Genomic DNA, 12608 nt, shown 5'->3' on the forward strand with positions numbered 1-12608 from the left:
GATTAAGATTCCTTGCTTAAGCTGCCTTTTTTGGTTTTTGTTTGGGCGTAAGCTTTTAGTAGGATCACTCCGATTATCCCAGTTACGATGGCATTGGTCAATCCCGCAATGATCCCTTGTGTAAATACTTTATTGGCGGCTTCCGCATAGATTAGAATATCTCCTACGGGAGCGATGATCACCCAGACGATCAGATTCGCAATCGTTTCTCCTATCAAAAATGTTTTGATTTCTTTTGCGCCAAAAACGCCATTATCTATTGGGATCCAACGTGTCAATAAACCGAAGAATACCCCCAATATGCCAGATGCAATGATCCATGACCACCAAGCGCCATAGGTCGTTAAATCACCTAATGCGTGACCAATAAAACCTGCCAGTCCGGCGACGATTGGGCCATATACGACCCCTAGCAATGCTAAAAATGGATAGGCGGTAGCTATATCTGTATTGGGGAAGCCTGTTGGAATGGTGACGAAGCGTTTAAGTATAAAGAATACAGCAGCACCAATCCCGATTGCAACGATATGTTTGACTGTAAATGTTGATTTTTTCATCTCTCATTTCTCCTTTTTAAGTGTGATTTTCCATTCTGTACCAGTACCTATGTTAAATGTTTCCGCAAATGAAGCTAAGTTCAAGCCAAGTCCGACATGTAATAATGAATTGATATAAAGGACAGGTGCCAAAGGGTCGACTTGTGCAAACGAACGTCCAAATACGACAGTTTCTTGATAACGGACTGCTTGTTCATATTCGATGGTCACTAACAGCGTTTGACCGTATGCGATTTGCCATTCTTTGAAAAACGACGAGGGAATGTTGGTCCATAAAGAGCCAAAGCGAATATCCAGAATATCGATCGTTCCACTAATTGTTGTTGCATCTTGCGTGGGTCTTTCAAGAAAAAAGTGGGTCACAGTTTTAGGATCAGCTGGCTGACCGATTGTTTCGAAGGTCTGTTGACCGCTTGCAAGACGTGCGCCGTTATACACATAGACATCGCGACCGTGAAACGTATGACTTTCAGATGAGCCTGCTAACCGCTCAGTGTCTTCATCTATCACCCGCAGAGCCTCGATCCCGATATAATCTGCGGCATAAGTCAAGGTGCCATTATCCGGCGTAATAATCAATTGCCCCGTCTTCAATTTGGCCACCACACTTCGGCGATTTGAGCCCACACCCGGATCGACCACCGAAACGAACACAGTCCCTGCAGGCCAATAGGCTGCACTTTGTAACAAGCGGTAACTCGCGTCGTGAATATGATAAGGGGCAATTTCATGGGTTAAATCATTGATACTCAATTGCGGTTCAACTTGATAGGCCACGCCATACATCGCATTGACTGCACCATCTTGTAAACCAAAGTCTGTTTGTAACACTAATTTATGCATAGGGTTCCTCCTTTCGCCGTCTACATAAAACAAATCTATACCCGCGATGCCACTTTCTGAAATTTCGAGTAAAAAAAAAATACCCTTAGCTTTCACTAAGGGCATTGGACTGCGGTACCACCTTACATTGCAGAATGACGTCATTCTACCTCTATCAGTACCCGACACAGCGTTCGGAGACTGGTGCTTGTTAACGGGGCTGCCGTATTTTCCTCATTTAAGTCAGAAAATCCGCTCCAAAGTCATGTTCAAATCATTCATTGTCGTTCCTTCTCAGCTGCCGGAACTCTCTGCAAGACAATTACCTTGATTTTACTTTCTTTTTCATCGCGTTTACATTTTGTTTCATTAAAATTACCAAAGACACTCTCATTTGTCAATCATTATTTTATCCCAATTTCACCTGCGATTTTTGCTTGCATTTCCCCATCAAAAGAGGTATCGTTTTGTTAGGCGGAAGTGGCGGAATGGCAGACGCGCACGCTTCAGGCGCGTGTGAGATTATCTCGTGTGGGTTCAACTCCCATCTTCCGCATTTTACCCACCAAATGATTTGGTGGGCTTTTTTTGTGCCTTTTTCTATTATTCGGACAAAAGGGGCTGTATGTTGTACTTACTCACTAACAGACGCTGTTCGGAAAAAGAAGTATGCGCCATAAGCGGGATATTGGATATCTTTGATTTTTGATTTGATCAAGTAATTCGACGCACTTTGATACAATGGTACTTGAGCGGCATCTTGATCCAATAGGATTTCTTCAGCTGCTTGATAATCTTCAAAGACTTTATCTGGGTCATTGGCATCGACAGTGCGGGCATTTTCAGTCAATGTTGTATATTCTTCACTATCGTATCCGCCATAATTGTATGAAGAGCCATTCTTATAGAGATTAAAGTAGGAATCTAAATCACTGCTGCCGGCGATCCAACCAGAAACAGACAATTCATAATCACCATCAGAACGGGATTGATTCAAATTGGTTCTAGGTTGTTTATTGATGGTGATTGTCAGGCCAGGCAGATTTTCTTGCAATTGACTTTGTAAGTATTCACCAATTTTTTGTCCATTGTCATCATCTGTAACCAAAAGTTTCAGTTCTAGCTGATCCCCAATCTCTGCTTGGGCTTTCTCCCATTCTTCTTGGGCAGCTGTTTGATCAAATTGGTTGTACTCGCCGCTATATGCGCGGAAATCTTCGTTGGTATTCGGATTGGCATACAAACCACTTGGGATCAATCCATTCAATGGTTTTGCGCCGTCATTCAGCACATCATTTGCTAAACTATCTTTATCGATAGCTAAGGAAATAGCCTTGCGCACATGCACGTTGGCCAATGCATCATTGGCTTTTTTGTTGAAATCAAGGAAATAATTGGCGATATCATTGTGGGTCACCAATTGATCGTTGCTTTGATATTGCTGCACATATAAGCCGCTGACTTTTTGGATATCTAATTCATCACTTTCAAACAATTGGATACCTGTATTTTCTTCTTTGATCGTTGATCCGTTGATTTCATATAATTTGACGACATCTTGATCATAGTATTGGTCATTTTTGACCATCGTCCATTCAGCCCCGGTCTGTTGCCAATCGGTTAGTGCAAAAGGACCAGAGTAAAGCAAGTCTTCACTGGTTTTCGCATAATCATCGCCTTCTTCTTCCACGAAGGCCTCATTTTGTGGTGCTAGCCAACCAATCGATACGACAGACAAGAATGACGCTTGTGGTTGGTCGAGTTGGACGACAAAGGTTTGGTCATCCGGTGTGTCTAAACCAATCGTATCGATAGAAGCATTGCCTTCGCGAATATCCTTGCTGTTCATCACATTGTCTAATAAATACGCATTAGGTCCCATTGTGGCTGGGTCAACTAACTTTTTCCATGCATAGGCGAAATCTGCGGAAGTGATTGCTTCGCCATTGCTCCATTTGGCATCATCGCGAATCGTAAATGTATAGGTTTTGCCATCTTCGCTGATGTCTACCCCTTCAGCCAATCCGGGTACTGGCTGACTGTCTTCATCAAAGCGATACAACCCTTCGAACAAATGCTGAATCACTGTAAACGTCACTTTATCCGTTGTTTGGGTCGTGTCTAATGTAGTCAGCTCTGCTGGCAAACTGACAGAAATCGTTTGTGCCACCTCTGACTGATCACCCGCTGCGGTGGTATTCTCTGTCGACCCCGTCGTTGAACACCCTGCTAATGTGATTGCCAGTATACCTGTTGAAACCAATAGTCCTTTTTTCCACTTCATCTTTCTTTTTCCTCCTCTGATCGTACCCTTTTTCGGGCAAGTGCTTCTCATGAATGACCAACGCTTGATTCTCTTATAAAACAAAAAAATCCCCATCCCTTTGCTCATCAAAACTGACAAACAAAGGGACGAGAATTTCGTGTTACCACCCTTCTTCGTGTTATATTCTATAACACCTCAACGGTACGTATGCATACCCGGCAAGATAACGGCTGCTTTCCGTTTGATCGGCGTGAACCAATCAAATCACTCAGAGTTCATCTTCACTTCTTTGCCCGCTCCCCTTTCTCACCATCCGGGGTCTCTTAAAGCAAGCGCCAAAGTTACTCTTCTCTTCAACGTGTAAGATCTTCAATTTCTTGTTCATTTCATGATTGATTAAAAGTATACTATTGCCGTTTCGTGAAGTCAATGCGATTTAAGAAAATTCTGATAGTTTCTCTTTTCGATCATCTTTCTTGCCTATTTGTCGTCGATTGCATAGGATAAAGGAAAGAGCTTATGACAACGGGAGGTTTCTTTGATGAAATTAGCTGAAGCATTATTATTGCGTCGGGATTTAGAAAATCGGTTACAGTTGTTGCGTTCGGAAATCACAGGCAGCGTCTTGATTCAAGAAGGAGATGCATTAGATCGCAGTGTGACTGATTTATTGTCAGACTATCAACAAACAAGTGAACAGTTAGATGAAGTCGCGCGCCAAATCAATCATACCAATGCCCACACCACAATGATCGATAGCAATATGGTCATTGTTGATGCCCTCTCTCAACGAGAACGTTTGCGGCAAAGCCATGCATTGTATACACAAATTCTTGAAGCAGCCAAAGCTGGACCGCGAATGGGACGCAATGAGATTCGCTTTATCAGAACCATTGACACCCAGGAGATCACGAAACGATTGAACCAGACTGCACAACAATTACGTGAGATCGATGGCCGCATCCAGCAAACCAATTGGCTGACTGAATGCACACCATAAAGCGCTTGGGTGGGATGTCAAAGGCGAGCACACAGCAGGTACAGGCTTATATGTACACCATGGACGTCTGGCAGGGACGAGCAATCAGCAATCACTGCTTAACCATCACAAACGTATCCATTATCTATTCTTCTTTCATGACCACGTGCTGATTTGACGGTTGGGAATCCTCTTTGTTTTTCTTCGGAAAAGCGAAGGGGTGTTTTTTTTATAAAAAAAACCGCTAGATATCACCTGAAAGTAGGCATCTTAGCGGTTTGAATATCATTTTCAGGCTCTTTGACCGTAAAAGGCTTGACCTTTTTCACTATGCGCAAAGATGTCGACCAATCCTTGTAATTTCTCCGCAGTTTCGTTGGCACCAAACAGCGGACTACCTGGCTCAAGCATGATCCCTTTTGCTAAAGAACCTATCAACAACGGTTCAAAGCCAAAATCCTCCACGATTTGTGCCACTTTGCCAACAGCAGACGGCTGATCCCCTGCGATGGCAATCGCCTTGACGCTGCCAGCTGCACCAGCAGAAGATACAGCTTGAATGTCATGGTAGCCCATATGGTTGAAGGCTTTGACCACTTGACTGTCAGAGAAGTATTGTTGCACTCTTTCTGAAGAAGTTGCCTCAATCGTTGAAAAGAGCGTATCTTTGCCATCGACTTCCCACCAGTAGTTCATCGCATCGATCACGATCTTTCCTTTAAACGCAGCCGGATCCAATTGCCGATACTTGCTCAACGGTATCGCTAAAATAATCGTGTCTGACTGTGCGATCACTTCTGCAGCAGACAGCGGGTGTGCCCCAGGTGCCAGAATCGATACTGGCAAAGAAAGTGCCTCAGCTGACTTGCGGCTGGCAATCAAGACCTCGTATCCGGCCCGCGCGCCAATATTGGCTAATGCCAATCCTAATTTGCCAGCGCCCAAAATACCAATCGATTGTTTAGCCATGTTGTCCACCGGCTTGCAGCAACTCTTTGACGCGGGGAATCACTTTCGTACCATACAATTCGATCGTGCGGAAACGGTCTTTTTGCAATTGGCCCCCAGTTCCGTAGACCAGATCAAATCGTTCAACCCCCACTTGCGGCATCATCCGCGCAATCTTTTGGGCAACCGTTTCTGGACTGCCAATATAATAAGACCCATGTTCCACTTCAAAATCAAACCGTTCTTTGCTCATAGCTGGCCAACCACGGTCTAAGCCGATTTTATCCATACTCTTCTTGATATAATGCCAGCCAATTTCGTAGGCTTCCTCATCCGTGTCTGCAATCACGCCATGGGAATGCATTCCTACTGGTAAAATCGGTTGTCCCAATTGTTGTGCTGCCTTTTTGTACAACTCTACATACGGTGCAAAACGAGCGGGTTCACCGCCAATGATCGCCAGCATCACTGGAAAGCCATAACGGACAGCACGAATGATCGATTCAGGTGTCCCACCGACACCGACATAGGTATCCAATTGATGGCCGTCAATTTTTGGATACACTTCAGCCTTGTCTAAGGATTGCGTGAACTTTCCTTCCCACGTCAATGGTTGCCCTTTTCTCAATTCACTGAACATCGCAGTTTTTTCTTCAAATAATGCTTCATAATCCTGCAAGTCATAACCGAATAAAGGAAAAGACTCTGTGAAGGAACCGCGTCCCAGCATGATTTGCGCACGTCCATTAGACAAAGCATCGACAGTTGCAAAACGTTCATAGACTCTGACTGGATCATCAGAACTTAAGACCGTTACCCCCGTACCCAATTTGATTCGTTTCGTGACCATGGCTAAAGCCGCCAAAACTGTGTCTGGGCTTGATATAGAGTACTCTTCTCGGTGGTGTTCGCCCAAGGCAATGATATCTACTCCTGATGCATCTGCCAATTGACCCTCTGCCACGATATTGCGTAACGATTCACTATAACTCAATCTTTCCCCTGATTGATCATCAAAAGCCAAATCACCAAAGGTATCCAAGCCAAATTCTACTGCATTGCTATTGATCGTCATTCCTATTTCCTCATTTCTCGTATCTTTTCTATTCTTACTATAACAACAAATGAATTTAGGTGCGAACAATATGCTTACTTTTTGTAAGAGTTAAAAAAAAAGACTTTCCCTATAACAGCGGAAAGTCTTCTTCTCATCCTTCAATCAGGATTCCTTTATTCGCAAGATTCAACAGACACGCTTGCAAGTACGCATCATCATGCTCTGGATAAATTGGCAAAGTGCGGGGGACAGGTTGCACATCGATCTCGGGAGGCAGATTTTTGCCTCGATAACTGGGATCATGCCACTCCGGTGCAGGTCGGTAGCCGCGTTTTTCCATTTCTGCCATAATCAATTCATGATATTGATACAGCTTATAGGGCGAATGGGTAAATACATAATCTACCGTCGCATGTTTTTTGCCCCAACCGCCACCGCGCAAAGCAGCGGCTTCACGATGCTGGCCTAATAATTGTTGCCGAGGCAAAGAGCCAATCAATGCTTCATGCCATAAACGCATAGGTCAATCTCCTTTTTTGTCTTTATTATCAGGCGATCTTATTGATTATCGATGACGATTTTTCCAACTGCATGATGGGTTTCACTGAGAGCATGGGCATCATAAATACCTTGTACAGTGAGAGGGAATGTTGCGCCAATCACACTTTTGACCTTCCCGTCCTCAATCAAAGCTGCTAATTCTTTCAATTGTTCCCCGTTGGTTCTCAGCCAAATGGCTTTTGCCGTTATATTCTTTTCTTTGCCAGCGGCTTCATCTTCCACACTCAATATGGTCACCAAACGCCCATTGGGTTTCAACACGGTATAGCTTTTACGCTGTACATCGCCACCCATGGTATCGAAGACCAAATCAATGTCAGACAACGTTGTTTCGAAATCAGTTGTATGATAATCGATGACTTCATCTGCACCTAACGTACGCAGCAATTCATGGTTGCGGGGGCTTGCAGTAGTGATCACATATGCACCGACAGCTTTTGCTAATTGGATCGCATAAGTGCCTACACCGCCTGCCCCTGCATGGATCAAGACCTTTTGCCCAGCTTTCAAGTCCCCATGGTCAAACAATGCTTGATACGCAGTCAATCCAGCCAATGGTACTGCAGCAGCTTCTGCAAAAGTTTGATTTGATGGCTTTAAAGCAGCCAATGTCGCATCAACGATTGCGTAGTCCGCATAGGTGCCAAAAGGGGTTGTTTCAGGTCGCGCATAAATGGCATCTCCAATGTTGAAATCGGAAACCTCAGCCCCTACTTCAACGACTTCACCAGCGATATCCCAGCCCAAAATAATCGGAAATTGCCAAGGGAACATTTGTTTCAAATAGCCTTCACGTAATTTCCAGTCGATAGGATTAATGGAGGTTGCTGCAGTTTTGACTAGGATTTGATCTGCTTCTAATGCTGGCAAGTCCACCTTTGCTTCTGCTAATTCTTCTTTTCCGCCATAGGCATTGATGACGATTGCACGTGTATTCATTTATTGATCCACTCCTTATTCATTTGCACATCATAAAACAAAAGATTGTTTGAGATGTTGCTTTGTCCTTTTAGCTTAGGCATAAAGAGAGATTTTGACAAATCATTTGATCTCCAATGAGAAAAAACTCGCCTGCTTTTAACAGAGTATGCGCTATTTTATTCGTTCGATTTTCACATTGAATTTTTTGTTGCCTTTTCAAGCTAAATCGGCTAATCTACTCAAGAATAAAAAAACAAATGGAAAGAAGGAATTGATGCATTGAAAAGGTTGTTGGTATTTTTTGGCGGAATCGTTGGGATCTTGTCCTTATTGTTTATCGGGACAACGGTCTTATCGAAGGAATCAGGCGCGACATCGTCTAGTGATCCCAATACGCTGATCATCTATAATTGGGGTGAATATGTTGATCCCGATTTGATCAAAAAATTTGAAACTGAGAGTGGTTACTCTGTTATCTATAATACATTTGATTCAAATGAAGCAATGGAAACAAAAGTCAAACAAGGGGGCACACGATATGACTTGATCTTCCCTAGTGAATCGATCATTCCGAAAATGATCGAAGAAGGATTGCTATTGCCTCTCGATCATACGCAATTGACTGGTACAGAAGATTTGTCCTCATTTTTGATGAACCAATCTTTTGATCCGGAAAATACCTATTCGATCCCTTATTTCTGGGGCACGATTGGGATCATGGTCAACACGGATGAGATCGATCCGTCTTTGATCACCGGATGGTCTGATCTTTGGCAGCCGGCTTTCAAAAACGATATTTTGATGGTAGATGGCGCGAGAGAAACACTAGGTATTGCCTTGCAGGTGTTGGGTGATTCCCAAAATGAAAAAGATCCTGACAAAATTGCGGCGGCTGTTGAAAAACTGAACGCACTTCGACCAAATGTGAAGGCCGTCTTGACAGATGAAATCAAGACCTTGATGATCAACAATGACGCACCTATTGGGATTGGTTACTCTGGGGACGCAGCCTATGTCATGGCAGAGAACCCAGCGATTCGTTATATCGTTCCGGATGATGGGGGCGCGATTTGGACAGATAACTTTGCGATCCCTAAAACAGTTGGCAACAAAGCCGGTGCTTATGCCTTCATCAATTTCATGCTGCGTCCGGAAAATGCGGCCCAAAATGCGGCTTATGTCGGCTATGCGACACCTAGTGAAGCAGCGAAAGACAGTCTGCCAAGTGAATTAACGCAAGACAAAGCCTTTTATCCAGAGCCAAGTGCGATGGAACTGATGGAACACTACGAATATTTGGGAAAAGACACGGTTGAAGCATACAATGACTTTTTCTTAGAATGGAAGTTGGGATTATAAATGGCCATATTGTTGCAGTCGAATTATATCTTTGATACCGAATCGAAAACCACGTTTGCCGGCTTTTTACTGATTGAAGGCAATCGAATCGTTGATCGGGGCACCATCGATCAAATCCCACAGAATCTGCCTGTTGGTACCCAGCACATCCATGTCCAAAATCAAATGATCATTCCTGGACTGATCGATGCCCATGTGCATTTCTATCTATCCGCACTCCTTCATCAAGGTGCATTGACCCATGTCACAGGACTGACGGAGGAAGCTATTGCCGCGCAAGTCCCAGCGATTCCGATCAAACATGGATGGAAAATCGGGATTGGCTGGTTCAGCAGTGACTTTGGTCAGCAAGTCTATCCCACCAGAGCCAGTATCGATCGTTACTGCAAGGATGTGCCGGTGATGCTGATTGCTGGCGATGCCCATAGCATCTGGCTCAACAGCAGTGCAATCAAAGCGCTAGGCATCACACCTGAAACATTGCCCGTAGGTATTAGCGGTGAAGCATTGATGGAAAACAATCGATTGACCGGCTGTTTCCTAGAAGCGATCGCCATTCATTATCTGGCAGAAGTCTTACATGTCTTCCAGCCTGAAAGCCCGGCAGCGTTTCTTGACTATATGAAACAACTCAATCAATATGGTATCACGACGATTGGGGATGTCGCACTGACGGGAGAAAGCTGGGATGATCTCGTTTATCCAGCTTTGTACAAGAAAACAGCTGCTTCGGCAACAGTGCGGGCTGTCTTTTACCCTGCCATGCGTGAAGATACGGCACTATTGCAAGAATACTACCAGCATTATCGCTCTGAAAAGGTGCAAATGGGTGGTGTCAAACAATTTTTTGACGGCGTGACCAGTACCCATACGGCTTTTTTGAAAGAGAGTTATGAAACACCCTATTTTCCAGGAGATGTTGGTATGCCTCTCATCGATGTTGCACAGATGCGCCGACTCATTTTGTCCGCCAATCAACGCGATTGGCCGATGCGCATCCACACGATTGGGGACAAAGCGATCCAGCAAGCCCTGCTATTTTACCAGGAGAGTGCAGCCTGCCAGCCGCTTTCTAGCGGCAAATACAATACTTTGGAACATTTAGAAGTGATGGATGCAACGGATCTGCCCCTCATTGCGCAACAGCAATTGGTCCTTTCTGTGCAACCTAGTCATCTTTTGGTAGGCTGGGAAACGTTGGAAGAAGAAGTAGGTGAAATACGGGCCCAGCAAATGTTCCCATTCCGCTCTTTCATACAGCAAGGTGCAACATTGGCTTTTGGTACGGATACGCCAGTAGTGATCGACGTGACCCCGCTGGACTCGATTTATTTTGCCGTTTCTCGCAGCGAGAAGAGCGGTCAACCACATGGCGGTCTGATGCCGACAGAAAAAATGGCCGTAGCAGAAGCTCTTTACGCCCATACTGCTGGCGCGGCCAAAGCCCTGAGCCGTCAAGATATTGGTGGTCTTGAGGTGGGTCAATTAGCAGATATTTGTATTTTGTCTGAGAATATATTGCCATTGTCACCGGAGGCATTGCTGAAGGTGAAAGTGGCAGCAACCATTTTTGATGGTCAGTTTGTGTATCAAGCTGAGTGATATGATTCCCATAAATAAGACACACAAAAAGGCGCCCGAGAGCGCTCCTTTTTGTGTGTCTATTACTACCTAATTTATACTTGTGATAGCCCATTCTCTCTGATCACTTGCTGATACCAAGCGAAACTATCTTTTTTCTTCCGAGCCAAGGTGCCGGTCCCATCATCATATTTATCCACAAAGATAATACCGTAGCGTTTTTTCATTTCGCCTGTTGACGCACTTACGATATCGACCGCACTCCAAATCGTATAACCGATCAATTCCACACCATCTGCAATGGCTTTATCCATTTCAGCAATATGCTTTTGCAAATAATCGATGCGGTATTGATCATGGATCTGACCGTCTGCCGCAACTTCTTCTGAGACACCGATCCCATTTTCCACGATCATCAGTGGTAATTGATAGCGGTCATAGATATCGTTCAAAGCAATCCGCAGACCTACAGGATCGATCATGGCATTCCATTCGGTTTGTTCTAAATACGGATTGTTGACGCCAGAACCGCCGATCATGCTATGGCCATTTTTGGTGACTTGGTCATCAGCAGAGACACATAGCGTCAAATAATAGCTAAAGGTATAGTAATCAACGGTGCCTTTGGCAAGAATCTCTTGGTCTTCTGGACCAAATTCGATTTCAAACCCGTTATCCGCAAAATACTTGTTGGCATAATAAGGATATTTGCCGGTGACTTGTACATCGCCGCAAAATTTAGAATGCATATTTTCTTCTTGTTTTGCCAATAAAACATCATTTGGATGGCAGGTATAAGGATAGCGAGGCATATATGAAATCATACAGCCAATTTCTAAATCTGGGTAGTGGCTATGCGCATAGGCAACTACTTGCGCACTGGCTACAAACTGATGGTGCAAGGCTTGATAACGCACCTGCATATTGTCTGGTTGATCAATGAATGATGCGGCCCCCACTTGTAACCCTAGTGAAAGAAAATTACCGATCGACAAGGTCGCCGTATTGATTTCATTGAACGTGATCCAATACTTCACTTTGCTATGATAACGTTCAAATAAGACGGTTGCATAGCGGGTATAATCATCGATCACTTGGCGGCTGGCCCAGCCATTATAGGCTTCACTTAGGTGGGCTGGCACGTCGAAATGAGCAATCGTAACAATAGGTTCGATCTCATACTTGCGGCAAGCATCAAAGACACGGTCATAAAAAGCCAAACCTGCTTCATTTGGGGTTTCATCATTGCCATTTGGGAAAATACGGGTCCAGTTGATCGACATCCGAAAGGCTTTGAACCCTGCTTCAGCAAACAACGCAATATCTTCTTCATAATGATGATAAAAATCTGTCGCTTCGTGACTCGGGTATAAACGGTCTTCTTCAATCGTTGGGGTGATCTGACGAGAAGTCGTATGACTCCCGCCGCTGATCAAATCTGCACAGGCAAGACCTTTGCCTCCTTCATTATAGCCGCCTTCATATTGATTGGCAGCTGAAGCGCCGCCCCATAAAAATCCTTTAGGAAAACTCATCTTGATTTTGTCCATCCTTTCT

General features: G+C 44.3%; 11 protein-coding genes, 1 tRNA gene and 2 other annotated features. Of the genes, 4 read left to right on the plus strand and 8 right to left on the minus strand.

Features of this window, described 5'->3' with window-relative positions:
• Nucleotides 1-2: 2 nt before the first annotated feature.
• Complete coding sequence (locus ACYVRS_RS07235; protein ID WP_461203049.1) at nt 3-557, minus strand: ECF-type riboflavin transporter substrate-binding protein; 555 nt, start codon at nt 555-557, stop codon at nt 3-5.
• Between the two features lie 3 nt (nt 558-560).
• Nucleotides 561-1400, minus strand: coding sequence for an SAM hydrolase/SAM-dependent halogenase family protein (locus ACYVRS_RS07240; RefSeq protein WP_461197833.1), 840 nt, complete (start codon nt 1398-1400; stop codon nt 561-563).
• A gap of 94 nt (nt 1401-1494) precedes the next feature.
• Nucleotides 1495-1737: a binding site (T-box leader), on the minus strand.
• A gap of 116 nt (nt 1738-1853) precedes the next feature.
• On the opposite strand from ACYVRS_RS07240, the gene ACYVRS_RS07245 reads away from it, so the two are divergent.
• Nucleotides 1854-1935: transfer RNA gene (locus ACYVRS_RS07245), tRNA-Leu, on the plus strand.
• 78 nt (nt 1936-2013) lie between these two features.
• Here the strand turns inward: ACYVRS_RS07245 and ACYVRS_RS07250 are convergent.
• Nucleotides 2014-3663 carry a peptide ABC transporter substrate-binding protein gene (locus tag ACYVRS_RS07250; protein WP_461203050.1) on the minus strand — a complete coding sequence of 550 codons (1650 nt, stop codon included), beginning with the start codon at nt 3661-3663 and terminating at the stop codon, nt 2014-2016.
• A 121-nt stretch (nt 3664-3784) separates the two neighbouring features.
• Nucleotides 3785-4011 (minus strand) — a binding site (T-box leader).
• Between the two features lie 175 nt (nt 4012-4186).
• Between ACYVRS_RS07250 and ACYVRS_RS07255 the strand changes: the two genes are divergently transcribed.
• A complete protein-coding gene (locus tag ACYVRS_RS07255; RefSeq protein ID WP_313537980.1) occupies nt 4187-4645 on the plus strand; it encodes a DIP1984 family protein in 459 nt (152 codons plus the stop codon).
• Between the two features lie 270 nt (nt 4646-4915).
• Here the strand turns inward: ACYVRS_RS07255 and ACYVRS_RS07260 are convergent, their stop codons facing one another.
• From ACYVRS_RS07260 to ACYVRS_RS07275, 4 genes are all read right to left on the minus strand, one after another.
• Nucleotides 4916-5593, minus strand: coding sequence for an NADPH-dependent F420 reductase (locus ACYVRS_RS07260; protein WP_312499434.1), 678 nt, complete (start codon nt 5591-5593; stop codon nt 4916-4918).
• Nucleotides 5586-6647: an LLM class flavin-dependent oxidoreductase gene (locus ACYVRS_RS07265; protein ID WP_461197836.1), complete on the minus strand. Its 1062-nt coding sequence runs from the start codon at nt 6645-6647 to the stop codon at nt 5586-5588. Before ACYVRS_RS07265 ends, ACYVRS_RS07260 begins: the two co-directional genes overlap by 8 nt.
• Nucleotides 6648-6780: 133 nt before the next feature.
• A complete protein-coding gene (locus ACYVRS_RS07270) occupies nt 6781-7149 on the minus strand; it encodes a TIGR02328 family protein (RefSeq protein WP_313509553.1) in 369 nt (122 codons plus the stop codon).
• 38 nt (nt 7150-7187) lie between these two features.
• Nucleotides 7188-8129 (minus strand): NADP-dependent oxidoreductase, encoded by a 942-nt coding sequence (locus ACYVRS_RS07275; protein ID WP_313537978.1) that lies wholly within the window; start codon nt 8127-8129, stop codon nt 7188-7190.
• A 261-nt stretch (nt 8130-8390) separates the two neighbouring features.
• On the opposite strand from ACYVRS_RS07275, the gene ACYVRS_RS07280 reads away from it, so the two are divergent.
• The gene (locus tag ACYVRS_RS07280; RefSeq protein WP_313537976.1) at nt 8391-9470 is read left to right on the plus strand and encodes an ABC transporter substrate-binding protein; all 1080 of its coding nucleotides are present in this window, start codon (nt 8391-8393) and stop codon (nt 9468-9470) included.
• Nucleotides 9471-11072 carry an amidohydrolase gene (locus tag ACYVRS_RS07285; protein ID WP_461203051.1) on the plus strand — a complete coding sequence of 534 codons (1602 nt, stop codon included), beginning with the start codon at nt 9471-9473 and terminating at the stop codon, nt 11070-11072. It abuts the gene before it with no gap.
• Between the two features lie 74 nt (nt 11073-11146).
• Here ACYVRS_RS07285 and ACYVRS_RS07290 read toward each other — a convergent pair whose 3' ends face one another.
• Nucleotides 11147-12586, minus strand: coding sequence for a glycoside hydrolase family 1 protein (locus ACYVRS_RS07290; protein WP_313537995.1), 1440 nt, complete (start codon nt 12584-12586; stop codon nt 11147-11149).
• Between the last annotated feature and the right edge of the window lie 22 nt (nt 12587-12608).

It is taken from the genome of Enterococcus salsurae (assembly GCF_054784955.1).

Bases quoted from the DNA above. Each gene is read 5' to 3' on its own strand.
- ACYVRS_RS07235 (WP_461203049.1), bottom strand. From the start codon at position 557: ATGAAAAAATCAACATTTACAGTCAAACATATCGTTGCAATCGGGATT.
- ACYVRS_RS07240 (WP_461197833.1), bottom strand. From the start codon at position 1,400: ATGCATAAATTAGTGTTACAAACAGACTTTGGTTTACAAGATGGTGCA.
- ACYVRS_RS07250 (WP_461203050.1), bottom strand. From the start codon at position 3,663: ATGAAGTGGAAAAAAGGACTATTGGTTTCAACAGGTATACTGGCAATC.
- ACYVRS_RS07255 (WP_313537980.1), top strand. From the start codon at position 4,187: ATGAAATTAGCTGAAGCATTATTATTGCGTCGGGATTTAGAAAATCGG.
- ACYVRS_RS07260 (WP_312499434.1), bottom strand. From the start codon at position 5,593: ATGGCTAAACAATCGATTGGTATTTTGGGCGCTGGCAAATTAGGATTG.
- ACYVRS_RS07265 (WP_461197836.1), bottom strand. From the start codon at position 6,647: ATGACGATCAATAGCAATGCAGTAGAATTTGGCTTGGATACCTTTGGT.
- ACYVRS_RS07270 (WP_313509553.1), bottom strand. From the start codon at position 7,149: ATGCGTTTATGGCATGAAGCATTGATTGGCTCTTTGCCTCGGCAACAA.
- ACYVRS_RS07275 (WP_313537978.1), bottom strand. From the start codon at position 8,129: ATGAATACACGTGCAATCGTCATCAATGCCTATGGCGGAAAAGAAGAA.
- ACYVRS_RS07285 (WP_461203051.1), top strand. From the start codon at position 9,471: ATGGCCATATTGTTGCAGTCGAATTATATCTTTGATACCGAATCGAAA.
- ACYVRS_RS07290 (WP_313537995.1), bottom strand. From the start codon at position 12,586: ATGAGTTTTCCTAAAGGATTTTTATGGGGCGGCGCTTCAGCTGCCAAT.